Here is a 23429-nt window from a genome sequence, read left to right on the forward strand (position 1 = left end):
CATGGTCGGTGGGGCGCTATCGTAACAAACCCGCCGGCGCGCGGGAACGCGGCGGCGGGTTCTGGGGGCAAGGCTACGGGATCACTGCGCCTGCTTGAGCTGCTCCAGGATCGCGGGGTTCTCCAGGGTCGAGGTGTCTTGCGTGATTTCCTCTCCCTTGGCCAGCGAGCGCAGCAGGCGCCGCATGATCTTGCCCGAGCGCGTCTTGGGCAGGTTGTCGCCGAAGCGGATGTCCTTGGGCTTGGCGATCGGGCCGATTTCCTTGCCGACCCAGTTGCGCAGCTCCGTGGCGATCTTGAGGGCCTCTTCGCCGTTCGGGCGGGCGCGCTTGAGCACGACGAAGGCGCAGATCGCCTCGCCGGTCATGTCGTCCGGGCGCCCCACTACGGCGGCTTCCGCCACCAGCGGGTTGGCCACCAGCGCCGACTCGATCTCCATCGTGCCCATGCGGTGGCCCGACACGTTCAGCACGTCATCGATGCGGCCCATGATGGTGAAGTAGCCGGTGTCCTTGTCGCGGATCGAGCCGTCGCCCGCCAGGTAGAGCTTGCCGCCGAGCTCTTCGGGGAAGTAGCTCTTCCTGAAGCGTTCCGGATCGCCCCAGATGGTGCGGATCATGGCCGGCCACGGGCGCTTGACCACCAGGATGCCGCCGTTGCCGTTGGGCACGTCATGACCGGTCTCGTCGACGATGGCGGCCATGATGCCCGGCAGCGGCAGCGTGCACGAACCCGGCACCAGCGGCGTCGCGCCCGGCAGCGGCGTGATCATGTGGCCGCCGGTCTCGGTCTGCCAGAAGGTGTCCACGATCGGGCAGTTCTCATTGCCGACGTGCTTGTAGTACCACATCCAGGCTTCGGGGTTGATCGGCTCGCCCACGGTGCCGAGCAGGCGCAGGCTCGACAGGTCGTATTGCTTCGGGTGGATCTTCTCGTCGGCCTCGGCGGCCTTGATCAGCGAGCGGATCGCGGTCGGCGCGGTGTAGAAGATGCTGACTTTGTGGCGCGCGATCATGTCCCAGAAGCGGCCGGCATTCGGGTAGGTGGGCACGCCTTCGAACACCACCTGCGTGGCGCCAGCGGCCAGCGGGCCATAGGCGATGTAGGTGTGGCCGGTGACCCAGCCGATGTCGGCGGTACACCAGAACAGGTCGTCGGGCTTGACGTCGAAGGTCCACTGCATCGTCATCAGCGCCCACAGCAGGTAGCCGCCGGTGCTGTGCTGCACGCCCTTGGGCTTGCCGGTCGAGCCCGAGGTGTAGAGCACGAACAGCGGGTGCTCGGCGCCGACGGGCTCGGCTTCGCAGGTATCGGGCTGGTTGGCGCAGACGTCGTCGAGCCAGCGGTCGCGGCCCTCGGTCCAGCCAACGTTGCCGCCGGTGCGGCGGTACACGATCACGTTCTTCACGGCCTCGCAGCCGCCCAGCGCCAGCGCATCATCGGCGATGGCCTTCAGCGGCAGCGCCTTGCCGCCGCGCATCTGCTCGTCGGCGGTGATCAGCGCCACCGCGCCCACGTCGACCAGCCGCTCCTGCAGCGACTTGGCCGAGAAGCCGCCGAACACCACCGAGTGCGTCGCGCCCAGGCGCGCGCAGGCCTGCATCGCGGCCACGCCTTCGACCGACATCGGCATGTAGATCACGACCCGGTCGCCCTTCTTGATGCCGAGCGTCTTCAGGCCATTGGCCAGCCGGCACACCCTGGCATGCAGCTCGCGGTAGGTGACGCGCCTCACGGTGCCGTCGTCGGCCTCGAACACGATCGCGACCTTGTCGGCGTTGCCGTTCTCCAGGTTGCGATCCAGGCAGTTGTAGGAGGCGTTCAGCTGCCCGTCCTCGAACCACTTGTAGAACGGCGCGTTGCTCTCGTCCAGCACCTTGGTGAAGGGCTTGTTCCAGTGCAGCAGCTCGCGGGCGTGGCGCGCCCAGAAGCCTTCGTAGTCGCGTTCGGCTTCCTCGCACAGCGCGCGGTAGGCGGCCATGCTGGGAATCGCGGCCTGGCTGGCGAACGACTCAGGCGGGTTGAACACGCGGTTCTCTTGCATCACCGATTCGATGGCGGACATAGACTCGTCTCCTGATTTTGGAATGGCTTTGGCTGCCAAGTTACGCCCGACGGCTTACTTAAACCTGACGGTCGGCGGCTGCTGCCTGTGGTGGCCGACCGGTGTCCGAGATCGCCGCATGCTGCAATGCAGCAGGAAACTTCGTGCCATCGGGGCGAAAGTGCAGCCTTGTCCATTAGGCTAGCACAGCTATAATCCCGCGAGCCCTATACCTGAACGCGGCGCTTACCCTTGCCGCGGCCTCTCACGCTTGAACCGGCCTGCCACGCCATCGCGCTAACCGCGCTCGCGTCCGCCGGCTGACCGAGGCATTGACCGTGCCCGCCAACACCTCCACCGCAGCCACTGCCCACTCTCAGCTTTTCTCCCCGGTCCACGCCCTGTTCCTGGTCGGATCGATGGCGCTGGTCGGCAGCAATGTGGGGCTGGGCAAATCGATCATCGCCCATGTGCCGGTGCTGCTGTTCGCGCTGCTGCGCTTCGTCATCGCGATCGTCTGCCTGGCGCCGTGGTACCGGCCCGCACGCATGCGCCGGGTGTCGCGCGCCGAATGGCTGAACCTGTTCCTGCAAGCGTTCTTTGGCACCTTCCTGTTCACGCTGCTGATGCTCAACGGCGTGCGGCTGACCAGCGCCATGGCCGCCGGGGTCATCACCAGCACCATCCCCGCCACGGTGGCGATCCTGTCCTGGCTGGTGCTGCGCGAACGGCTGTCGCGCCGCACCGTGGCCTCGGTGCTGCTGGCGGTGGCCGGCATCGCCGTGCTCAACATCGCCCGCGGCGATTCGCACGGCGCCGGCGAAAACAGCCAGGCCTGGCTGGGCAACCTGATGATCCTGGGCGCGGTGCTGTGCGAATCGATCTACGTGATCCTGTCGCGCCGCCTCACGCAGACACTGGCCGCCATCGAGATCTGCGCCTATACCCACCTGATCGGCGGCTTGTTGATGCTGCCGCTGGGGCTGGTGCCGTTGCTGACCTTCGACGTCTCCACGGTGCCGGCGCAGACCTGGCTGATGCTGCTGTGGTACGCGCTGTCGGCCAGCGTGTTCTCGTTCTGGCTGTGGATGAAAGGCATCCGCCATGTGCCGGCGCAACTGGCGGGCGTGTTTACCTCGGTGCTGCCGGTGGCGGCGGCCACCTACGGCATCGTCGTGCTGGGCGAGCAGCCGGGCTGGCCGCACGGCGTGGCGCTGGCCTGCGTGCTGGCCGGGATCGTTCTTGCAAGCTGGCCGGGGCGGATTTCGCGCGGCGCCTGGCGCGGCAAGGCGGCGAGCGCCGATCCGGGCGCGGGGGCCTGACCGGTACGGCATGGCTGTGGTTACCTGGTAACACAGCGTTGTCATCGTCGCTTGGTACAATCCACGCCGTTTTTCAACTCGCCGACACCGCCCTGCCCCATGGCTTCCAATCCAATGACCAAGCCGCAGGCCCAGAGCCTGCGGCCCATCCCGAGCATTATCTTCGCGTCGCGCTGGCTGCAACTGCCGCTATACCTGGGCCTGATCGTGGCCCAGGGCGTCTATGTCTACCATTTCCTGGTCGAAGTCTGGCATTTGCTGGCGCATGTGACCGAGTTCGACGAAAACAAGATCATGCTGGTGGTACTGGGGCTGATTGACGTGGTCATGATCTCCAACCTGCTGATCATGGTGATCGTGGGCGGCTACGAGACCTTCGTCTCGCGCCTGGGGATCGACAACCATCCGGACGAGCCGGAATGGCTGGACCATGTCAACGCAGGCGTGCTCAAGGTCAAGCTGTCGATGGCGCTGATCGGGATTTCGTCGATTCACCTGCTGAAGACGTTTATCGACGCGGAACAGCGCACCACGCACACCATCATGTGGCAGGTGGCCATCCATGTGGCGTTCCTGGCTTCTGCGGTGGCGATGGCGTGGGTGGACCGCATGGTGTCGCACCCAGCCGGCGCACATGCCAAGCGTGAATCACATTGAGGCGTGCACAAGCCGAGGCTTACCTCCGAACCGCGGCCATGTGCCGCGGTTTTTGCTTTTGGCATGCCGCGGCCGCGTCATGAGATCCAGGCGGCACATAAGAAGGCTGTAGACCAATGTATGCAGCCGGGCAGACTGCCCCGGCTCGGTGTATGATTTCGGGCTGTGTTTCACCGCTGCCCACCCCACAAAATGACAGTCATCAAGCAAGAAGACCTCATCCAGAGCGTCGCCGATTCCCTGCAGTACATCAGCTACTACCACCCGATGGACTACATCACCAGCCTGGGCCGTGCCTATGAGCTGGAGCAGAGCCCGGCGGCCAAGGACGCGATCGCGCAGATCCTGACCAACAGCCGCATGTGCGCGGAAGGCAAGCGCCCGATCTGCCAGGACACCGGCATCGTCACGGTCTTCGTCAAGGTGGGCATGGACGTGCGCTGGGACGGCGCCACCATGGGCCTGACCGACATGATCAACGAAGGTGTGCGCCGCGGTTACACGCACCCCGACAACGTGCTGCGCGCCTCGATCGTCAGCCCGCCCGAAGGCGGCCGCAAGAACACCAAGGACAACACGCCGGCTGTGATCCACTATGAAGTGGTGCCGGGCAACACCGTCGACATCCAGGTCGCGGCCAAGGGCGGCGGCTCGGAGAACAAGTCCAAGTTCGTGATGCTGAACCCGTCCGACTCGATCGTCGACTGGGTGCTGAAGACCGTGCCGACCATGGGCGCCGGCTGGTGCCCGCCGGGCATGCTGGGCATCGGCATCGGCGGCACCGCCGAGAAGGCGATGGTGATGGCCAAGGAATCGCTGATGGAGTCCATCGACATCCAGGACATCATCGCGCGCGGCCCGAAGGACTGGGTCGAGGAACTGCGCGTCGAACTGTACGAGAAGGTCAACGCCCTGGGCATCGGCGCGCAGGGCCTGGGCGGCCTGGCCACCGTGCTGGACGTCAAGATCATGGCCTGCCCGACGCACGCCGCGTCCAAGCCGGTCGCGATGATCCCGAACTGCGCCGCCACCCGCCACGTGCACTTCACGCTGGACGGCAGCGGACCCGCCAAGCTGGAAGCGCCGGACCTGTCGCAATGGCCGAAGGTCGAGTGGGCACCGAACACCGAGACCTCCAAGCGCGTCGACCTGAACACGCTGACGCCGGAAGAAGTCGCCTCGTGGAAGCCGGGCCAGACCCTGCTGCTCAACGGCAAGATGCTGACCGGCCGCGACGCCGCGCACAAGCGTATCGCCGACATGCTGGCCAAGGGCGAGAAGCTGCCGGTGGACTTCAAGAACCGCGTAATCTACTACGTCGGCCCGGTCGATCCGGTGCGCGACGAAGCGGTAGGCCCGGCCGGCCCCACCACCGCCACGCGCATGGACAAGTTCACCGAGATGATGCTGGCCGAAACCGGCCTGATCTCGATGATCGGCAAGGCCGAGCGCGGCCCGGCGGCCATCGAGGCCATCAAGAAGCACAAGTCGGCCTACCTGATGGCCGTGGGTGGCGCCGCCTACCTGGTGGCCAAGGCGATCAAGGAAGCCAAGGTGGTCGGCTTCGAAGACCTGGGCATGGAAGCCATCTACGAGTTCGACGTCAAGGACATGCCGGTAACGGTCGCCGTGGACAGCGAAGGCACCTCGGTGCACAAGACCGGCCCCGCGGAGTGGCAGGCCAAGATCGGCAAGATCCCGGTCGCCGCGCTGTAAGCAGCGCCACACGCCGAGGCGGTAGAATCTGCCGTCGCGCTCGAAAAAGCCGGGTTTCGACCCGGCTTTTTTCTGCCCTCTCCTTTCCAGTCGTCCTCGCGTCCCCGTGAACCCCGCACCCATCGGCGTCTTCGATTCTGGCCTTGGCGGCCTGTCCGTGCTGCGCGAGATCCGCGCGCTGCTGCCGCATGAATCGCTGCTGTACCTGGCCGACTCGAAATACGCGCCTTACGGCGAAAAACCCGAGACGTTCGTCGAGGCGCGCACGCTGCAGGCGTGCGAATGGCTGCTCGGACAGGGCTGCAAGGCGCTGGTGATCGCCTGCAATACGGCGACTATGCACGCGGTGCAGACGCTGCGCGAGCGGCTGCCGGTGCCGATCATCGGCGTCGAGCCCGGCCTCAAGCCGGCCGCCGCGGCGAGCCGCAGCAAGGTGGTGGGCGTGCTGGCCACCGCAAACACCCTCAAGAGCGCCAAGTTCGGGCGGCTGCTGTCCTCGCTCGACGGGGAATGCCGCTTTATCTGCGAGGCGGGTCTTGGCCTGGTATCGCTGATCGAGCAAGGCGACCTCGACGGCCCCGCCGTGCGCGAGCGCCTCGATGCGTACCTCACTCCCATGCTCGAAGCCGGTGCGGACACGCTGGTGCTGGGCTGCACCCACTACCCTTTCCTGTCGGGCACGATCCGCGAGATGGTCGGAGACCAGCTGGCGCTGGTCGACACCGGCAACGCCATTGCGCGCCAGCTCGCCCGCAAGCTGGCCGAGCACGACCTTGCCGCGGACGCCGGCGCGCTGCCGCGCGACCGCTTCGTTTCCACCAAGGACGCCGCGCACTTGCGCGCGATGGCAGCGGCGCTGCTGCGGGTCGACGCGGATGCGGAAACGGTGGTGATCGAGCCGGCGCCGGCCCTCTAGCCGGCGCCGGCGCTAATGCGCGTCCTACTGCAGGTTATTGCAGGAAGCCCAGCGGCCGGTGCTCCCGCACCTCCGGCTTGATGGCATGTTCCTGGCGCAGCTGCGCGAGGAATTCGTCCGGCGTCAGCGCCTCGCCCAGCAGCACGCACTGGCGCTTGACAGTGGCAAAGTCGCCCGGCGTCAGGCAATCCATCGCATCCAGTTCGCGCCGCATGGCATCGCTCAACAGGATCGCGTCGCCGCCCAGCGCTTCGTCGACGAACATCGCCGCCCGCTGCTCCGGCTTCAGCGCCAGGAAACGGATCTTGAACGAGAAGCGCCGCAGCGCGGCCTCGTCGATGCGGTCGAACAGGTTGGTGGTGCAGATGAAGATGCCGTTGAAGCGCTCCATGCCCTGCAGCATCTCGTTGACCTCGGAGATCTCGTAGTTGCGCACCGCCTGCTGGCGGCTCTGCATGAAGCTGTCCGCCTCGTCCAGCAACAGCACCGCACCGTCCTCCTCGGCGCGCGCGAACATCGCCGCGATCTGCTGCTCGGTCTCGCCCACGTACTTGCTCATCAGGTCCGACGCGCGCCGGATCATCAGCGGCAGGTCCAGCTCGGCGGCGATGTGCTCGGCCAGCGCGGTCTTGCCGGTGCCGGGCGGCCCATAGAAGCACAGCGTGCCGCGCTGGCGCACGCGCAGTGCATCGATGATCTTCGCCACCTCGTAGCGGGTTTCCAGGTGCAGGTTCTCCAGCCGGTAATGCGTGACCACCGGGCGGGCTTCGGCCTCGGGACGCAGGCCCATGGCCCGGTCGGCATGCTCCAGCTGGCGCAGGATCAGCGCCTCGACCGGTTCCTGCACATCGGGCCGCGCCAGCTCGACAAAGCGCGCCGCCGATTGCACTTGCGCCGGCGTCAGCGTCTTGCGCGCGGCCAGGCCGCTGATGAAGGCATCGCTGACGTCGAGGCCGCCCAGGTGCTTGCGGATGATGTTCTCGCGCACCAGCGGCGGCGGGATCTTCAGTTCCAGGTGGAACTGGAAGCGGCGCAGGTAGGCCGGATCGATCTGCCGGATCGAATTGGAGATCCAGATCACCGGCACCGGGTTCTGCTCGAGCGTCTGGTTGACCCACGCCTTGCCGTTGACCGATGCACGCGTGTCCTCCTGGCCGAACAGGCTCATCAGCTCGCGCGCGCTGCCGGGGAAAACGTCTTCCACCTCATCGAACAGCAGCGCGGTATGGGCACGGCCGCGCAGGAAGGCCTGCGACACCTGCAGCGAGCGGTAGCGGTCCTTGCCCGACAGGCTGTTGCCGTCACGGTCCAGGCAATCCACCTCGTACAGCTCGCAACCGGCTTCGCGTGCCAGCAGGCGCGCGAACTCGGTCTTGCCGGTGCCGGGCGGGCCGTAGATCAGCACGTTGACCCCGCTGGCGTGCTGGCGCGTGGCGTTGGCCAGCAGCGCGCACAGGTAGCGGGCATCGGTCTCGACATGCGGGTAGTCGGCGACGGTCAGCGTCGGCGGTGCGGCCGGGCGGGTGAATACCGCCATCATCTCGGCTTCGTTGGCGTAATTGCCCAGCAGCACGTGCAGCAGGCGGTCGGACAGGCGCATCAGGTCGCCCAGATCGGTCACGCTGTTCTCTGGCAACGGCTGCTCGATCAGGTTCAGCGTTTCCAGCCGCGAGCCCGGACGCAGCGACGCCGCCACGTCCGCGGCCCCGGCGCCGGTCAGGCCGGCCAGGATCTGGAACGCTTCCTGGCTGTGCGCCACCTTGCAATCGACCATCACCGCGCGCAGGTCGCGCTTGTACTTGGCCAGCGCCGCGTACAGCAGCAGCTTGCGCTCGTGGTCGGGCAGGTCCAGCACGCGGCTGAGCATGTCGATATTGCGCACCAGCAGCACGCGCTCGCCGTCCAGCCGCTGCGCGATGGCAGCGGCCGAGGCGTCGAACACGGCGAACATGTCCTTGGCGTGGTGCTTGACGTACTCGTCGAGGTAATAGAAGAGCGCGCTTTCGTCGAAGGCGCTGTTCCACTGGCCGTGGCGGTCCAGGAATTCCTCGGGTGTCAGCCGCGCCGCCCCCTTCCACGCGGGCATGTCGGCGCAGCGGGCGGCCAGGAAGCGTTGCACGCGCAGCACTACCCCATATGGCCACACCATTTCCTGCGCGCTGACGGTCAGCACATCATTGATATTGCTGCGCAGGTTGAAGCGCGGACCCAATGCGCACACCACGCGCAGGGCAAACTGCGCGCACATCCAGTCCAGCGCGGAGCTGGACGACACCCCGGGCATGGAGCGCAGGAGCGTCGATCGGTCATCTTCAGCGGAACGTGTGAAATCCATGGACGGTTCCCCGAGCTCGCCGTGGCAGGGCCGACCGACCGGCGCACCGCCTCGTCTGCAGTTTCTTTCTATGCTAGCGCGCTTTGCAGCCCTCCGCGCACGCGCGGGCGAACTGGTCGCCAGCGATCGTGGCCTGGGCCACCGAAGCCTGTGGATCCTTGCGGGCGCGCAAACCCGCGCAAGATAGCGCCAACCGCTCCACCATGCAGCCTGATCTGGGGGTATAACTTGCCGGGACAGAAAATTCCAGTTGCGGCGCACAAATCACAACAAATAAGAATCATTATCGTTTATACTAGCCAGCTGACACGCTGCCCCAGAGTGGCGCTCCCACGGCAACCCAGTTGAAGGAGCGTTTATCATGGAATTGCTGCTTAGCCTGCTGGTCGGTTGCGGCATCTCGCTGATCCTGTTCTACCGCAAGTGACGGCGCACAGTTGCTGCTGCTTGTTCCGAGCCAGGTGCCATCCTGCGCCTGCCGGCCGACTTTTGTTGTTGACACATGTTCGACCAACGCTTCTTCAAGATTACGCTCGCCGTCCTGCTGTTCCACGCCGGCCTGCTCTACCTGATCCAGAGCGGCCTGGCCCGCAAGCTGACCGAGGCGGTGGTCGCCCCCGAGATCATCGCGCGCATCATCCCGCTCGAACCGCCGAAGCAAGAGGCCCCGCCCGAGCCGCCCAAACCCAAGCCCAAGCAGGAAACGCCGCCGAAGCAGGTCAAGGTGACCACGCCCAAGCCGACGCCGCCCAAGCCCACCCCCACGCCGCAACCAGTAGCCGACCTGCCGCCGACGCCGAACGCGCCGGAAGCGCCACCCGCACCGCCGGCTCCGCCCGCGCCGGCTGAACCCGCACCGGCACCGGTCTCCGCAGCCCCACGCGCCGTCGGAATCGGCGAAATCCAGTGCACGCCGCCGCAACCGAAGTATCCTTCCCAATCGCGCCGCATGGGCGAGACCGGCAAGACCGTGGTGCGCCTTACCACCGATGAAAGTGGCAAGGTCACCAAGACCTCCGTGGTGTCGTCGAGCGGCTCGTCGCGCCTGGACCAGGCCGCGGTGGACGCCGTGCAGGCCATGCGCTGCAAGCCTTACATGGACAACGGCCGCGCCGTCGCCGTCACGGCGCAGCAGCCGATCGGCTTCGAACTGAACTGATCGCCAATCCGCTGCGCCATACCGGCGATCCGATTTCCGATCATCTGATCTGACCTAAACCAAGCGAACTCACCAGGAACCCACCCATGCAGGACCTCGGACTCTCCCACCTCTGGACGCAAGGCGACTTCGTCATGCGTGCGACCGCCATCATTCTGCTGATCATGTCACTCGCGTCTTGGATCGTGATCTTCACCAAGGCCTGGGATCTGGTGCGCCTGAAGAAGATGGCACAAGGCGCCGAAAAGCGCTTCTGGCACTCGGACGACTTCGACCACGCGCTGGAAACCCTGGGCTCCAATGATGCCAACCCGTTCCGCACCCTGGCCGTCGCCGGCAAGGAAGCCGCCCAGCACCACCGCGCCAGCCAGCCGCAGCTGCACGACGTGATGGATATCTCTGACTGGCTGACCCGCTCGCTCAAGAGCTCGATCGACGATGCCGTGGCGCACATGCAGTCGGGCCTGGCGGTGCTGGCTTCGGTGGGCTCGACCGCGCCGTTCGTCGGCCTGTTCGGCACGGTATGGGGCATCTACCACGCGCTGATCGGTATCGGCGCCTCGGGCGTGCCGACCATCGACAAGGTCGCCGGCCCCGTGGGCGAGGCCCTGATCATGACCGCCTTCGGCCTGGCCGTGGCAATCCCCGCGGTGCTGGGCTATAACGCACTGACGCGGGGCAACAAGGCGGTGATCTCCAAGCTCAACCGCTTTGCCCACGACCTGCACGCCTACTTCGTGACCGGCGCCCGCGTGCGTCCCACCGGTGCCCGCAGCGAAGATGGCACCGTGCGCCTGGCCGCGGCCCAGCGCTAATCCGCAAGCAAGGAAGTCATCATGGCATTCGGTACTCTCGACGGTGACGACGACGAGGTGATGAGCGAGATCAACATGACGCCGCTGGTCGACGTCATGCTGGTGCTGCTGATCATCTTCATCATCACCATCCCCGTGATCAACCACGCGGTGAAGATCGACCTGCCGCGCGCCACCAACTCCCCGAACGATCCCAAGCCGCAGAACATCAACGTCTCGATCGACGCCAGCGGCAAGGTGTTCTGGAACCAGGTGGAAGTGGACCAGGCCACGCTGGAAAGCAATATTTCGCTGGCCGCGCAGCAGCAGCCGCAGCCTGAACTGCACCTGCGCGCCGACCGCGACGTGCGCTACGAGCGCGTGGCCGAGGTCATGGCCGCCGCGCAGCACGGCGGCCTGGGCAAGATCGGCTTTATCACCGAACCAAAGCAGTAAGACACGCGCCGGCAGGCGTTGCGCGCAACAGGAAGGGCATCCCGCGGGATGCCCTTTTTCATTTACCGGCTGCTCGCCGTCGCAGATCGTTGGTCCGGCTCGCTGATTGTCGTATCTTTGATCCAGACTATTGTAATGATAACAATTCGCATTTAAGATCATCCCATCGACTGCGCCATCGGTGGCGCGCCCCTGATGCCATTCCCCTGCGCGCCCAGAGCGCCAGGCAGACCCGGAGCCAGATGATGAGCACTCTTTCCCTGCCGCTGTCGCAACCGCGTGAAGTCACCCGCCGCCGCCTGTCGCTGCGCCGTGTCGAGGTAGCCCAGCCGCGTCGCGAGACAGCAGCCACGAAGGAAGCCGCAAAGTCAGCGCCGTCGACGATCGCATCCATGAAATCGGTCGTAGCCGGCCTGCCCGCCCGCCTCGAAGCGTTGGTGCGCGACAGCCTGTCGTCGGCGCCCGCTGGCGAGCCGGTCGCACTGGACGCGATCATGCGCGGCAACAGCACGCTGCCGATCCTGCATAACGGCGAGGTCTACACGTTGCGCGTGACGCGCTACGGCAAGCTGATCCTGACCAAATGACGCATCCCGGCGGCAAGCCCATGCGCTGACGCCGAAGGGAACCGTTTGAGAACGTTTTGAGGCCCGCGTCTGCCGCGGGTGCCACGTAGGTGGCAGTACAAACTTTTGTGGGGACCACCTCGGAATGAGGTGTTGGGCAGTAGCCAGGTGCTGGCGCCGCGGCGGGAATTCCAGACCCTTCGCCTTACTGGGTGGGTTCACCCAGGTCCGCACCCAGCCATGCCCTCTTTTATTCCGCCGCGCAGGCCAGGCCTGCGGGGCTTTTTCCTGCGCGGCTGGCGCCGCGCAATGGGAATCCTGTTATTACAGGCCCAGAGCGGCGATGCCAGCGCGGGCAACCTGCGCGTCTTCAGTCGACTTCACGCCAGACACGCCGACGGCACCGACCACCTGCTCGTTGACGACGATGGGTACACCGCCCTCCAGCATGCCTTGCAGCACCGGCGCGGTCATGAACGAATAGCGGCCGTTGTTGATCATGTCTTCGTAGATCTTCGATTCACGACGACCCAGGGCGGACGTACGGGCCTTCTCCGCGGCAATATGGGCCGAGATTGGCGCGGCGCCGTCCAGGCGCTGCATTGCCAGCATATGGCCGCCGTCGTCGACCACGACAATGGACACGGCCCAGTGATGGTTCTTTGCTTCGGTTTCCGCCGCGGCCATGATCTTCTTCACATCGTCTGCCGTCAGAACCGTCTTTTGCTGCATGCCACTCTCCTGGTCATTCATTTGGTTGGAGACCGAAGTATACCCCGCAGCCCATGCCATCGTCATCGCACCCACGCAGCAAGCGGCGGGCAATGAAAATGGCCCGCACCAGGCGGGCCATTCATCATGCAGGCACTGCGGCGATCAGGCGCCATCGGTGTAAGGATCCGGCTTGGCGATACGGGCACCGTCGGTGTACGGGTCAGGCTTGCCGATGCGCGCGCCATCGGTGTACGGGTCGGTCTTGCCGACGCGGGCCCCATCGGTGAACGAATCGACCTTGCCCATGCGGGCGCCATCCAGGTATGGGTCGGGCTTGCCGGTCGCGGCGAACGAGGCGGTGGACACTGCGCACAGCGCGGCCAGCACGGAAACGGCGGCAATCGATTGTTTGAGCTTCATGAGATTCCCCTAGCAATTCTGGTCGGTACGGGCACCGCGGCGGGCTCCTTCGGAAACAAAAAGCACCGATGTCATCGCGATGTCATGCCTGTAGTTTAGGGAAAACCCTGATGACCATAGACGTGACGCTTTGAGCAGTCCGTTCAAATAATTTGACCGGCCTCAAGATAGGGAATCATTCCGGGAACCGGCGCCCACGGCTCGTGTCGCCATTTGCAAGCCCAAAAGGAAAGGGCCCCGCAGGGCCCTGTCATCCGCAGCGTTTCGGCGCTGGCCGGTCAGTCGTGACGCCAGTGACCATGACCGCGGTGGCCCGGCGGACCATAGTAGCCGCGATGATGGCCATAGTAACGCGGCGGGCCATAGTAACGCGGGCCATAGTAGACCGGACGCGGACGCACCACCACTGCCGGCGGGCCGTAGTAGACCGGCGCCGGCGCGACCACCACCGGCGGGGGCGCATAGTAGGCCGGAGCGGGCGGATAGTAAGCCGGTGCGCCGACCACGACGCCCGGAACGCCGATCGCGACGCCGACGCTCACATGGGCCATCGCGGCCCCGGATGCCAGGCCGGCTGCGACACCGAATGCTGCGAGCCACCAACGTTTCATATCCGCCTCTCTCAAAATTGAGATTTCTCTTACCCGATATTTTAGAGCGCCGGAATTTTCCAGGTGCAACCGAGCGCACGACATTGTTACCAGCCGTAACAGTGCGTCACTTTTGTCTTCCGCGACGCCATCTCCTTGACAAAACCGAATTAAAGGCTGCGGCGGACTTGCATCCGGATTGCGAAGCCACCACAATACCGGGCTTGCCGTGCGGCCGTGGAGAAATTGGTAGACTCAGCAGACTTAAAATCTGCCGCCTTTCCAGGCTTACGGGTTCGAGTCCCGTCGGCCGCACCAGGGCCACCGCAGCGGCAACCCTGCGCCCAAAGCAAAAGAGGAGGCCCTCTGCCCCCTCTTCAGATCCTTCGCGCTGCGCCGCGCTCCCCGCGCCGCGCACCACGCCATCCATTACGCCATCACGTAGCACATCAGCGCACCGACCCCCACCAGGAACACAAACAACACTCCGGCCAGTGCCAGCGGCTTGCGTCCGGCGCGCACCAGGTCGCCGATACGGGTATGCAGGCCGATTGCCAGCATCGCACAGGCCAGCAGCCAGTTATCGAGCGCGATCAAGGGGGCCTTCCAGGCTGCGGGCACCGTGCCGGCCGAATTGAGCGCCATCACCGCGACAAAACCCACCGCAAACCACGGCACCGACTTCAGAATCCCGGCGAAGCGGCCCTTGCCGGCGGGCGCCTGGCCTGCCTCGGCCTTGCCTTGCGGCCACAGCGCCATCACCAGCAGCAGCGGCCCCAGCGCCAGTACGCGCACCATCTTGGCCACCACCGCGGCATCGGCGGTCGGCTCGCTGATCATCTTGCCCGCGGCGATCACCTGTGCCACCTCATGCAGCGTCGCGCCGGTGAAGATGCCGAACATGCGCTCGCTGACCGCCCAGTGCCAATGGCCGTTGGCCAGTTCGAACAGGTAGGGATAGAGCAGCATGCCGACGGTGCCGAACAGCACCACCGTGGCGACCGCCACTGCGGTCTGGCGGTCGTCGGTGCGCACCACCGACGACACCGCGATGGCCGCTGCCGCGCCGCAGATGGCGCTGCCGGAGCTGACCAGGATCGCTTCGCGGCGGCTCAGACCGAAGAAGGTCGATCCGACCCAGGTGCCGAACAGCAGCGTGGCGACCAGCATCGTCAGCGGCACCACGATTCCCGGCAGGCCAAGTGCGACGATGGACGCGAATGTCAGCCGCAGGCCGTACAGTGCCACGCCCAATCGCAACAGGTAATGGCGCGCCACCTGCATCCCGGGTGCCAGCGGCGCCAGCCAGTGCTTCGGCAGCGTATTGGCAGCGACCATGCCGGCGCACATGGCGAGCGTCAGTGCGCTCAGGCCATAGCGGGCGATCGCCGGATGCTCGGCCAGCGCCAGTGCCAGCCAGGCAATGCCGCCCAGCGGCACAAGCGTCAGAAGGCGCTGGGACCAGGGCGGAGAAACAACCGCCGGCGTGGCGACTGCGGTGCGGGGGGCGCTGCTGGAAGTGGCGGAAGACATGGCAGTTCACTTGTTCTGTAGTGACTCCAGCGTACTGGCCCGCCCTTAACCCGTAAAACGGGTAATATCGTTATGCCTTATCTATTCATTCGATATGGAATACCGCCCAGAGCCCCGCCCCGAGCAGCGCCCGTTGCGCCTTACGCTGCGCCAGCTGTCCGTCTTCGTCGCCGTCGCCCAGCACGGCAGCACCATGGCAGCCGCGCAGGCGCTGGCGATGTCGCAGTCAGCAGTCAGCGCTTCGCTGGCAGAGCTCGAACGTGCACTGGACAGCCCGCTGTTCGATCGCATCGCGCGCCGCCTCAGCATCAACGAGACCGGCCGCCAGTTCTTCCCGCGCGCGCTGGCGCTGCTGGACCAGGCTCACGAGTTGGAGCGCTTTGCCACGCAAAGCGGGGTGCAGCTGCGGATCGCGGCCAGCAACACCATCGGCAGCTATATCCTGCCGCCGCTGCTGGCGGGTTTCCGTCATTCGCGCAGCGGCCCCTGCACTCTGGACTTGCGCATCGGCAACACCCGCGAGGTGCTGCAGTCGCTGCTGCAGTTCGAAGCCGACATCGGCCTGGTGGAAGGCGCCAGCCACGAACGCGACCTGCGCAGCATGCACTGGTGCGATGACGAGATGGTGGTGGTGGTCGGCCCGTCGCATCCGCTGGCGCTCACGCCGACTGACCTGGTGGCATTGCGCGATGCCGAGTGGATCGTGCGCGAACCGGGGTCGGGCACGCGCGAGGTGATCGAGGAACGTCTGGTGCCGTTGCTGGGCGAACTGCGCTTCGCACTGGAGCTGGGGAACGCCGAGGCGATCAAACGCGCGGTGATGAGCGGCTTCGGCGTCAGCTGCCTGTCGTTGCACGTGGTGCGCGATGAACTCGCGCAAGGCACGCTGGTGGCGATCCGCGAAGGCTTGCCGCGCATCGTGCGGCCGCTGCAGCTGGTCGTGCACCAGGACAAGTTCCCGACGCAAGGCCTGCTGGCCTTCACCGAATATCTGCGCACCATGGCGCCGCGTATCGGCGCGTGATGCGGGGTGCGGATCGATAGATGGACCGATAGGCGGACAGCTAGGCCACCTGCGGCTCGCCGCGCTTGCTGCGCGCGGTGTACCGGTCGAGCAGGTGGAACAGCACGGGATTGAGCATGATCGAGAGCAACGCGCCCGCCAGGATCAGCGCCTGGCCGCGCTCGGGCAGGATATTCAGATAGACGCCGAGGCTCGCCAGGATGAAGGAAAACTCGCCGATCTGCGCCAGGCTGACGGCAATCGTCATGCCGGTCTGCCCTGAGTGCCCGAAAACCCGCACGATACCCATCGCCGCCAGCGATTTGCCGACCACGATGATAAACAGCGTCGACAGCACGCCCCACGGGTCATTGACCAGCACCATGGGATCGAACAGCATGCCAACCGAGACGAAGAACAGCACCGAAAAGGCATCGCGCAGCGGCAACGATTCTTCGGCCGCGCGGTGACTGAATTCGGATTCGGCCAGCACCATGCCGGCAAAGAAGGCGCCCAGTGCGAAGGAGACGCCGAATAATGAATACGCGCCATAGGCCACGCCCAGCGCGGTCGCCAGCACGCCCAGGCGGAACATCTCGCGATTGCCGGTCCAGACGATGCGCTCGAGCATCCATGGAATAAAGCGGCGCCCGATCAGCAGCATCACCGCGACAAAGGCGACGACCTTGCCCAGCGTCGAGAACACCGCCATAAGGACTTCGCCGGTACCCGGGCCGCCGTCGGCGCCGGTGTCCGCAGCGCCGGCAAGGAGTCCCGCCATCGCTGGCAACAGCACCAGCGCAAGCACCATGGCCAGATCTTCGACGATCAGCCAGCCTACCGCGATGCGCCCCTGGGGCGATTCCACCAGGTCGCGCTCCTGTAGCGCCTTGAGCAGCACCACGGTACTGGCCACCGACAGCGCCAGCCCGTACACCAATCCCTGCCCCCACGACCAACCGAAACCCCACGCCACCAGCATGCCGAGCAAGGTCGCGATACCGATCTGCACGACCGCCCCGGGAATCGCGATGCGCTTCACCGCCATCAGGTCCTTGATCGAGAAGTGGAGCCCGACGCCGAACATCAGCAGGATCACGCCGAGCTCGGCCAGTTCAGGCGCGAGCGCCTGGTCGGCCGTGTAGCCCGGTGTATGCGGCCCCACCACGATCCCCGCGCACAGGTAGCCGATCAGCGGCGGCAGCCGTAGCTTGCTGGCGATGGCGCCAAGGATGAAGGCCAGGACGATACCGCCGACGATGGTACTGATGAGCGGGGTGGCGTGATGCATGCGTGCGGGTTCCTCGTGTCAGGGGCTGGACGGCGATGGCTGGATCCCACCCGCCTTCCCCGCTTCGGCCCGCGCGCCACGATGCCGCGAACGGCGCGCACCAGCGGTCGGCGCGGCACGATCGGCAGCCTCGGAACGGAACAAGAAAGGAAAGAACGGGAAGTGCCGCAGCGGCCCCGGACACGCTGGAGGCGCATCACGGATCGGGAATGGCGTGTGACGTGCTGCGCCGCGATCCATCGCGCGGCGCACCCCGAAAAGCGTACGACAAGAGTAATGTAACATGCCCGCCACGCGCTCAAAGCGCAGAAATACAAGGCAATTCGCGGCGAACGAGCGCCTGTGCGAGGCGGAGCGGGCGAGCGCAAAACAAAAACGGCGCCCAAAGGCGCCGTTCTGCATTGCAACTGGAGGCGGAGGTCGGAATCGAACCGGCGTACACGGCTTTGCAGGCCGCTGCATAACCACTCTGCCACCCCGCCAGGTGACGTGATGCTGGATTGTAGCCGCATTCAGCCGATGCTGCCGGCCTGCCTGCCGCGGCAATTCAACCCAAACAAAAAGGGAAGCGTTGCTTCCCTTTGGGGATTGGAGCGGGAGACGAGTCTCGAACTCGCGACCTCAACCTTGGCAAGGTTGCGCTCTACCAACTGAGCTACTCCCGCGTACAACTTTTTGCTGCCAGCCCGGCCTGTGCCATGCACGTTGCCGAACCTTCGATAACCTGGAGCGGGAGACGAGTCTCGAACTCGCGACCTCAACCTTGGCAAGGTTGCGCTCTACCAACTGAGCTACTCCCGCAGGGTACTGCTTCAAAAACTTTTCAAGGCATTTTGTTTCGCAATTTGCCGCTATCACACAACATCCTGCGCCAAACCTGCCTTATCTCGCTGCTTTCGTTTGCGTCGTCAGCAACGAGAATGAGATTATGCAAAAAGCTCCTCGCTGCGTCAACACCTTTTTGGAATTTCTTTTCACTTCCGTGCGCCGGCGCCCGCCACCACACTGCTGCGCTCCCGGATCTGCGGCCAGGCCAGCTTCATGTAATAGATCATCGACCACAGCGTCAGCACCGCGGCCAGATAGATCATCCAGGTGCCCAGCACGTAGGCATCGAAGCCGAGCAGTTGACCGCTGAACAGCAGCAGCGGGATCGCGATCATCTGCACAGTGGTCTTGAGCTTGCCAAGGAAGTTCACCGCCACGCTCTTGGACGCGCCGATCTGCGCCATCCACTCACGCAGCGCCGAGATCGTGATCTCGCGCCCGATGATGACCAGCGCGATCAGGTCGGTGACCCGGTCCAGCGCCAGCAGCGACAGCAGCGCGGCCGTCACCATCAACTTGTCGGCGACCGGGTCCAGGAATGCGCCGAACGACGAGGTCTGGTTCCAGCGCCGCGCCAGGAAGCCGTCGAGCCAGTCCGTCACCGCGGCGATGATAAAGAACGCCGCCGCCGTCAGGTTCTTGGTGTGCATGGGAAGCCATGCGTCGGGCAGGTAGAACACGCCCACCACCAGGGGAATCATGGCGACACGAAGCCAGGTCAGCAGGATCGGGATATTGAAAGGCATGGAGCTCGGGCGGCGGGGGAACGTGACCAATCCCGCGATTGTCGCCGATTTCGGGACCAATCGACCATCATTGGTCATTTTCGTGCCCGCGCCGGCAACTGCCGCGGGTCAATGCAACTGCCGGTAGATCTCTTCCGCCAGCCCGCGCGAGATGCCCTCGACGCTGGCCAGTTCGTCGATGCTGGCGGCCATCACGCCGCGCAGGCCGCCGAAACGGGTGAGCAGCTTTTGCCGCCGGCGCGCGCCGACGCCTTCTATTTCTTCCAGCCGCGAGGTCGTGCGCGCCTTGGCCCGGCGCGCGCGCATCCCGGTGATGGCGAAGCGGTGGGCCTCGTCGCGGATCTGCGCCACCAGCATCAGCGCCGCGCTCCCCTGCCCCAGCTCCAGCGACGGCCGGTCGTCGGCGAACACCAGTGTCTCCAGGCCGACCTTGCGCCCTTCGCCCTTGGCCACGCCGACCAGCAGGCCGATATCCAGCCCCAGTTCCTCGAACACCTGGCGCGCCACCTCGACCTGGCCCTTGCCGCCGTCGATCAGCACGATCTGCGGCAGCAGCGCCGCTTCGCTGCTCGGCGGTGCGCCGCCGTCTTCCTGCATCTGCTCGACCAGCTTCTGGTAACGCCGCGTCAACACCTGGCGCATGGCGGCATAGTCGTCACCGGGGATGATGTCCTGGATGTTGTAGCGGCGATATTCGCTGTTCTGCATGTCATGGTGGTGGTACACCACGCACGACGCCTGCGTCGCCTCGCCCGCGGTATGGCTGATGTCGAAGCACTCCACCCGCAGCAGCGCCAGGTCTTCCAGGTCCAGGCCGATGGTTTCCGCCAGCGCGCGCGTACGCCCCTCCTGGCTGCCCTGCTCGGCCAGCCGGCGCGACAGCGCCAGCGCCGCGCCCTGCTGCGCCATCTCCAGCCACACTTTGCGCTGGCCCTGCGGCTGGCGCACCAGCGTCACCTTGCGGCCGGCATGCAGCGACAGCGCCTCCACCACCGCGCCGTCGTCCGGCACATGGCTGACCACGATGATGGGCGGTGCGGGTTGCTCCAGGTAATGCTGCACCATAAAGGCGGCCAACACCCGGGCGGCGATCCGCTCGACAGTGAGCGGCGGCGCGGCGCCGGCGCCGGCTTCGTCCACCGTGTCGCGCTGGTCGGCATCCTCGACGATCATCGCAGCCTCGTCGGCATGGGCCGGGAAATAGGCCTTGTCGCCGAGATGGCGGCCGCCGCGTACCATGGCGAGGTTGACGCAGGCACGCCCGCCTTCCACCGCCACGGCCAGTACGTCGATATCGCGCGCCTGCCCGCCCACCTCCTCCACCGCCTGGCGCTTGAGCACGGTCGACAGCGCCGCGATCTGGTCGCGCACCGCGGCGGCCTGTTCGAACTCCAGCCGCTCGGCGTGCTGCTCCATCTTGCCCTGCAGGCCTTCCAGCACTTCGGTCTGGCGGCCCTGCAGGAAGCGCGCCGCGTTGGCGACGTCGCGCGCGTAGTCCTCTTCGCTGATGGCATTGACGCACGGCCCCGTGCAGCGATGGATCTGGTGCAGCAGGCAAGGCCGGGTACGGTTGTTGAAGACGGTGTCCTCGCAAGTGCGCAACTGGAACACCTTCTGCAGGATCTGCATGCTCTCGCGCACCGCATAGGCGCTCGGGAACGGGCCGAAGTACTGGTGCTTGCGGTCGGTGGCGCCGCGGTAATACGCCATGCGCGGGAAGCGGTGCCCCGTCAGCTTCAGGAACGGGTACGACTTGTCGTCGCGGAAGAGGATGTTGTAGCGCGGCGCCAGCGCCTTGATCAGGTTGTTCTCGAGCAGCAGCGCCTCGGCCTCGGTGCGCACCACCGTGGTTTCGATGCGGGCGATGCGCGCGACCATCATCGCGATGCGCGGCGATGGCTGGGTCTTGGTGAAATAGCTCGAGACCCGTTTCTTCAGGTCGCGCGCCTTGCCGACGTACAGCACATTGCCGGCGGCATCGAAATAGCGGTACACGCCGGGCAGGCCCGGCAGGCGCGAGATGACCGGCTTGGGGTCGAAGGGCTCTGCCGGCAGCTCACCCGGCGCCGCGGCGGCGATCTCGGGCTGCGCCTCAGCCGGGAATTCGGCCGGCGATTCGGCCGGCGATTCGGCCGGCGATTCGGCCGGCGATTCGGCTGGCGATTCGGCCACCACATCGGCCTCAGGTTTCGGTGAATCGGATTGCTGGTCGGACATTGGGGGACGGTGACCGCTACACGGCTAGCGCGCAACAAAGTGGCGCGGCCTCTAAAATCGCAAGTTTAGAGCAATTCAGCGCGCATCCCGCGTGCGCCTTTACCCGCCATGCCTATCCGCTCCTGGGACATCTTCTGCACCGTGATCGACAATTTCGGCGACATCGGCGTCTGCTGGCGGCTGGCACGCCAGCTCGCGCAGGAGCATGGGCACGTGGTGCGGCTATGGGTCGATGACCTGGCGAGCTTCGCGCGGCTGGCGCCTGAACTCGATACCGGCGCCACCGTGCAGCGCCTGGCGGGCGTGGAAGTTCGTCCGTGGCGGCCGGGAGACGATACTGACGTGGATGACACCGCCGGGGCAGCGCCACACGATGCCGTCGTCGAAGCCTTCGCCTGCGAAGTGCCGCAAGCCTTCCTGGCGCGCATGGCCGCGCGTGACCCCAAACCCGCCTGGATCAACCTCGAGTACCTGAGCGCCGAGCCATGGGTGCGGGAGCACCATGCGATGCCCTCGCCTCATCCGCGGCTGCCGCTGGTGAAACACTTCTTCTTCCCTGGCTTCGAGCCCGGCACCGGCGGCCTGCTGCGGGAGTCGATGCTGGGCGCGCAGCGCGCCGCCTTCCTCGGCGGCACCGCCGCCCAGGCGGCCTTGTGGCACCGGCTGAGCGTGACGCCCCGCCCCGACGCGTTGCGCGTGAGCCTGTTTGCCTACCGCAACCCGGTCCTGCCCGCGCTGCTCGAGCAATGGCGCGATGCCGCCGAGGCAGTCCATTGCCTGGTACCCGCCGGCCTGGCCGCTGACCAGGTCGCCGAATGGCTGGGCGCGTCGCTGCGGATAGGCGACCCGGTCGAACGTGGCAACCTGTGCGTGCAACTGATCCCGTTCGTACGCCAGGAGCACTTCGACGAACTGCTGTGGGCCTGCGACCTGAACTTCGTGCGTGGCGAGGATTCCTTCGTACGCGCGCAGTGGGCAGCGCGGCCACTGGTCTGGCATATCTATCCCCAGGACGATGCCGCACACCGGGTCAAGCTCGACGCCTGGCTCGACCTGTTCCGCCAAAGCGGCGCGGCACCCGAGGCGGCTGCTGCGTTGACGGATTTCTGGCACGCCTGGAACGGCTATGGCGTTCCCGTCGACTGGCCGCGCCTGCGAGCGCATCTTGCGGCACTTGCCGCCATCGCGCCGCGCTGGGAGCGGCGCTTGCAGCATCCCGGAGATCTTGCCGCCAACCTGGTGGCGTTTTGCGAAAATCAGGTAAAATAACCGGTTGATTCAAATGGCGACCGGGCCGGAGAACCAGGTCCTCTCCCATGCGTCGAACGCAGTGGGTGAAGACCTGAATGCAAGCTGAGCACGGGGTCGCGAGCGCGTGGATATACCGGCTTTCGGTGGAGCATCTGGCCTACCGCAGCGGTCATGCCGGCAGCGCGCCTTCGCCATTCCAGATTCCTACTTTCTTATTCAGGAAAACAGTTCAGATGAAAATCGCACAGGAACTCCGCGTCGGTAACGTGTTCATGATCGGCGGCGATCCGATGGTCGTGCAGAAGGCCGAGTACAACAAGTCGGGCCGCAACGCAGCCGTGGTCAAGATGAAGTACAAGAACCTGCTGACCGACGCCCCGGGCGAGTCGGTGTTCAAGGCCGATGACAAGTTCGAAGTCGTGGTGCTGGAGCGCCGCGAGTGCACCTACTCGTACTTCGCCGACCCGATGTACGTGTTCATGGACACCGACTACAACCAGTACGAAGTCGAGAAGGACAGCATGGGTGACTCGCTGAACTACCTCGAAGACGGCATGAACGTTGAAGTCGTGTTCTACAACGACAAGGCCATCTCGGTCGAAATGCCGACCACGCTGGTCCGCGAAATCGTCTACACCGAGCCGGCCGTCAAGGGCGATACCTCGTCGGGCAAGGTGCTCAAGGGCGCCAAGATCAACACCGGTTTCGAGCTGCAAGTGCCGCTGTTCTGCAACATCGGCGACAAGATCGAAATCGACACCCGCACCGGCGAATACCGCAGCCGCGCCAACTAAGCCGAACTTTGACTTCCCAAATAGCCGGAACCCGCATCGGCGCTGGGTTTCGGCTATTTTTGAGACTATTATGTAGCC

The 23429-nt window shown here is 65.5% G+C and carries 20 protein-coding genes and 4 tRNA genes; 12 read left to right on the forward strand and 12 right to left on the reverse strand.

Going from position 1 to position 23429, the window contains the following annotated elements; translation table 11 throughout:
• Positions 1–81: 81 nt before the first annotated feature.
• Positions 82–2064 (reverse strand): acetate--CoA ligase, encoded by a 1983-nt coding sequence (gene acs / locus J8I34_RS17090; RefSeq protein WP_209806499.1) that lies wholly within the window; start codon positions 2062–2064, stop codon positions 82–84.
• Between the two features lie 317 nt (positions 2065–2381).
• Here acs and J8I34_RS17095 point away from each other — a divergent pair, with 317 nt between their 5' ends.
• From J8I34_RS17095 to murI, 4 genes are all read left to right on the forward strand, one after another.
• Positions 2382–3365 (forward strand): DMT family transporter, encoded by a 984-nt coding sequence (locus J8I34_RS17095; RefSeq protein ID WP_029046338.1) that lies wholly within the window; start codon positions 2382–2384, stop codon positions 3363–3365.
• Positions 3366–3464: 99 nt separating this feature from the next.
• Entirely contained in the window at positions 3465–4022 is a 558-nt protein-coding gene (locus tag J8I34_RS17100; protein WP_029046337.1) for a TIGR00645 family protein, read from the forward strand.
• Between the two features lie 192 nt (positions 4023–4214).
• A complete protein-coding gene (locus J8I34_RS17105; RefSeq protein ID WP_029046336.1) occupies positions 4215–5738 on the forward strand; it encodes a fumarate hydratase in 1524 nt (507 codons plus the stop codon).
• Positions 5739–5844: 106 nt separating this feature from the next.
• Positions 5845–6654, forward strand: coding sequence for a glutamate racemase (murI, locus tag J8I34_RS17110; RefSeq protein WP_209806502.1), 810 nt, complete (start codon positions 5845–5847; stop codon positions 6652–6654).
• A 34-nt stretch (positions 6655–6688) separates the two neighbouring features.
• On the opposite strand, the gene J8I34_RS17115 is transcribed toward murI, so the two are convergent.
• On the reverse strand, positions 6689–8989 hold the full coding sequence (locus J8I34_RS17115; RefSeq protein WP_209775821.1) for an AAA family ATPase: 2301 nt from the start codon (positions 8987–8989) through the stop codon (positions 6689–6691).
• A gap of 502 nt (positions 8990–9491) precedes the next feature.
• On the opposite strand from J8I34_RS17115, the gene J8I34_RS17120 reads away from it, so the two are divergent.
• The 4 genes from J8I34_RS17120 (at position 9492) to J8I34_RS17135 (ending at position 11985) form a co-directional block, all read left to right on the forward strand.
• Positions 9492–10148, forward strand: coding sequence for an energy transducer TonB (locus tag J8I34_RS17120; RefSeq protein WP_029046333.1), 657 nt, complete (start codon positions 9492–9494; stop codon positions 10146–10148).
• An 86-nt stretch (positions 10149–10234) separates the two neighbouring features.
• Positions 10235–10963, forward strand: coding sequence for a MotA/TolQ/ExbB proton channel family protein (locus J8I34_RS17125; protein WP_029046332.1), 729 nt, complete (start codon positions 10235–10237; stop codon positions 10961–10963).
• Positions 10964–10984: 21 nt separating this feature from the next.
• On the forward strand, positions 10985–11398 hold the full coding sequence (locus J8I34_RS17130) for an ExbD/TolR family protein (protein ID WP_029046331.1): 414 nt from the start codon (positions 10985–10987) through the stop codon (positions 11396–11398).
• A 245-nt stretch (positions 11399–11643) separates the two neighbouring features.
• Positions 11644–11985 carry a hemin uptake protein HemP gene (locus tag J8I34_RS17135; RefSeq protein ID WP_029046330.1) on the forward strand — a complete coding sequence of 114 codons (342 nt, stop codon included), beginning with the start codon at positions 11644–11646 and terminating at the stop codon, positions 11983–11985.
• Between the two features lie 303 nt (positions 11986–12288).
• Here J8I34_RS17135 and J8I34_RS17140 read toward each other — a convergent pair whose 3' ends face one another.
• From J8I34_RS17140 to J8I34_RS17150, 3 genes are all read right to left on the reverse strand, one after another.
• A complete protein-coding gene (locus tag J8I34_RS17140) occupies positions 12289–12696 on the reverse strand; it encodes a heme-binding protein (protein WP_029046329.1) in 408 nt (135 codons plus the stop codon).
• Between the two features lie 144 nt (positions 12697–12840).
• Positions 12841–13098, reverse strand: coding sequence for a hypothetical protein (locus J8I34_RS17145; RefSeq protein WP_029046328.1), 258 nt, complete (start codon positions 13096–13098; stop codon positions 12841–12843).
• Positions 13099–13376: 278 nt separating this feature from the next.
• Entirely contained in the window at positions 13377–13709 is a 333-nt protein-coding gene (locus J8I34_RS17150) for a hypothetical protein (protein ID WP_029046327.1), read from the reverse strand.
• Positions 13710–13919: 210 nt separating this feature from the next.
• Here J8I34_RS17150 and J8I34_RS17155 point away from each other — a divergent pair.
• A tRNA-Leu gene (locus J8I34_RS17155) sits at positions 13920–14006 on the forward strand.
• A gap of 111 nt (positions 14007–14117) precedes the next feature.
• Here the strand turns inward: J8I34_RS17155 and J8I34_RS17160 are convergent.
• On the reverse strand, positions 14118–15221 hold the full coding sequence (locus J8I34_RS17160) for a YeiH family protein (RefSeq protein WP_029046326.1): 1104 nt from the start codon (positions 15219–15221) through the stop codon (positions 14118–14120).
• 94 nt (positions 15222–15315) lie between these two features.
• On the opposite strand from J8I34_RS17160, the gene J8I34_RS17165 reads away from it, so the two are divergent.
• Complete coding sequence (locus J8I34_RS17165; RefSeq protein ID WP_029046325.1) at positions 15316–16245, forward strand: LysR family transcriptional regulator; 930 nt, start codon at positions 15316–15318, stop codon at positions 16243–16245.
• Between the two features lie 40 nt (positions 16246–16285).
• On the opposite strand, the gene J8I34_RS17170 is transcribed toward J8I34_RS17165, so the two are convergent.
• The 6 genes from J8I34_RS17170 to uvrC form a co-directional block, all read right to left on the reverse strand.
• Entirely contained in the window at positions 16286–17515 is a 1230-nt protein-coding gene (locus J8I34_RS17170) for a cation:proton antiporter domain-containing protein (RefSeq protein WP_209775921.1), read from the reverse strand.
• Positions 17516–17923: 408 nt separating this feature from the next.
• Positions 17924–17997 (reverse strand) — tRNA-Cys (locus J8I34_RS17175).
• A gap of 107 nt (positions 17998–18104) precedes the next feature.
• Positions 18105–18180: transfer RNA gene (locus J8I34_RS17180), tRNA-Gly, on the reverse strand.
• Positions 18181–18240: 60 nt separating this feature from the next.
• Positions 18241–18316: transfer RNA gene (locus J8I34_RS17185), tRNA-Gly, on the reverse strand.
• 173 nt (positions 18317–18489) lie between these two features.
• Entirely contained in the window at positions 18490–19089 is a 600-nt protein-coding gene (gene pgsA / locus J8I34_RS17190) for a CDP-diacylglycerol--glycerol-3-phosphate 3-phosphatidyltransferase (protein WP_029046324.1), read from the reverse strand.
• Between the two features lie 108 nt (positions 19090–19197).
• Positions 19198–21306 (reverse strand): excinuclease ABC subunit UvrC, encoded by a 2109-nt coding sequence (gene uvrC / locus J8I34_RS17195; protein ID WP_245175970.1) that lies wholly within the window; start codon positions 21304–21306, stop codon positions 19198–19200.
• Positions 21307–21414: 108 nt separating this feature from the next.
• Here uvrC and earP point away from each other — a divergent pair, with 108 nt between their 5' ends.
• Together earP and efp are read left to right on the forward strand one after the other, a co-directional pair.
• Positions 21415–22575 carry an elongation factor P maturation arginine rhamnosyltransferase EarP gene (earP, locus tag J8I34_RS17200; RefSeq protein ID WP_029046322.1) on the forward strand — a complete coding sequence of 387 codons (1161 nt, stop codon included), beginning with the start codon at positions 21415–21417 and terminating at the stop codon, positions 22573–22575.
• 215 nt (positions 22576–22790) lie between these two features.
• Positions 22791–23351 carry an elongation factor P gene (gene efp / locus J8I34_RS17205; RefSeq protein ID WP_029046321.1) on the forward strand — a complete coding sequence of 187 codons (561 nt, stop codon included), beginning with the start codon at positions 22791–22793 and terminating at the stop codon, positions 23349–23351.
• The last annotated feature ends 78 nt before the right edge of the window (positions 23352–23429 follow it).

Source organism: Cupriavidus phytohabitans (assembly GCF_017815025.1).
Classification (GTDB): Bacteria; Pseudomonadota; Gammaproteobacteria; order Burkholderiales; family Burkholderiaceae; genus Cupriavidus.

Bases quoted from the DNA above. Each gene is read 5' to 3' on its own strand.
- acs (WP_209806499.1), bottom strand. From the start codon at position 2,064: ATGTCCGCCATCGAATCGGTGATGCAAGAGAACCGCGTGTTCAACCCG.
- J8I34_RS17100 (WP_029046337.1), top strand. From the start codon at position 3,465: ATGGCTTCCAATCCAATGACCAAGCCGCAGGCCCAGAGCCTGCGGCCC.
- J8I34_RS17105 (WP_029046336.1), top strand. From the start codon at position 4,215: ATGACAGTCATCAAGCAAGAAGACCTCATCCAGAGCGTCGCCGATTCC.
- J8I34_RS17115 (WP_209775821.1), bottom strand. From the start codon at position 8,989: ATGGATTTCACACGTTCCGCTGAAGATGACCGATCGACGCTCCTGCGC.
- J8I34_RS17120 (WP_029046333.1), top strand. From the start codon at position 9,492: ATGTTCGACCAACGCTTCTTCAAGATTACGCTCGCCGTCCTGCTGTTC.
- J8I34_RS17125 (WP_029046332.1), top strand. From the start codon at position 10,235: ATGCAGGACCTCGGACTCTCCCACCTCTGGACGCAAGGCGACTTCGTC.
- J8I34_RS17130 (WP_029046331.1), top strand. From the start codon at position 10,985: ATGGCATTCGGTACTCTCGACGGTGACGACGACGAGGTGATGAGCGAG.
- J8I34_RS17135 (WP_029046330.1), top strand. From the start codon at position 11,644: ATGAGCACTCTTTCCCTGCCGCTGTCGCAACCGCGTGAAGTCACCCGC.
- J8I34_RS17140 (WP_029046329.1), bottom strand. From the start codon at position 12,696: ATGCAGCAAAAGACGGTTCTGACGGCAGACGATGTGAAGAAGATCATG.
- J8I34_RS17145 (WP_029046328.1), bottom strand. From the start codon at position 13,098: ATGAAGCTCAAACAATCGATTGCCGCCGTTTCCGTGCTGGCCGCGCTG.
- J8I34_RS17150 (WP_029046327.1), bottom strand. From the start codon at position 13,709: ATGAAACGTTGGTGGCTCGCAGCATTCGGTGTCGCAGCCGGCCTGGCA.
- J8I34_RS17160 (WP_029046326.1), bottom strand. From the start codon at position 15,221: ATGTCTTCCGCCACTTCCAGCAGCGCCCCCCGCACCGCAGTCGCCACG.
- J8I34_RS17165 (WP_029046325.1), top strand. From the start codon at position 15,316: ATGGAATACCGCCCAGAGCCCCGCCCCGAGCAGCGCCCGTTGCGCCTT.
- J8I34_RS17170 (WP_209775921.1), bottom strand. From the start codon at position 17,515: ATGCATCACGCCACCCCGCTCATCAGTACCATCGTCGGCGGTATCGTC.
- pgsA (WP_029046324.1), bottom strand. From the start codon at position 19,089: ATGCCTTTCAATATCCCGATCCTGCTGACCTGGCTTCGTGTCGCCATG.
- uvrC (WP_245175970.1), bottom strand. From the start codon at position 21,306: ATGTCCGACCAGCAATCCGATTCACCGAAACCTGAGGCCGATGTGGTG.
- earP (WP_029046322.1), top strand. From the start codon at position 21,415: ATGCCTATCCGCTCCTGGGACATCTTCTGCACCGTGATCGACAATTTC.
- efp (WP_029046321.1), top strand. From the start codon at position 22,791: ATGAAAATCGCACAGGAACTCCGCGTCGGTAACGTGTTCATGATCGGC.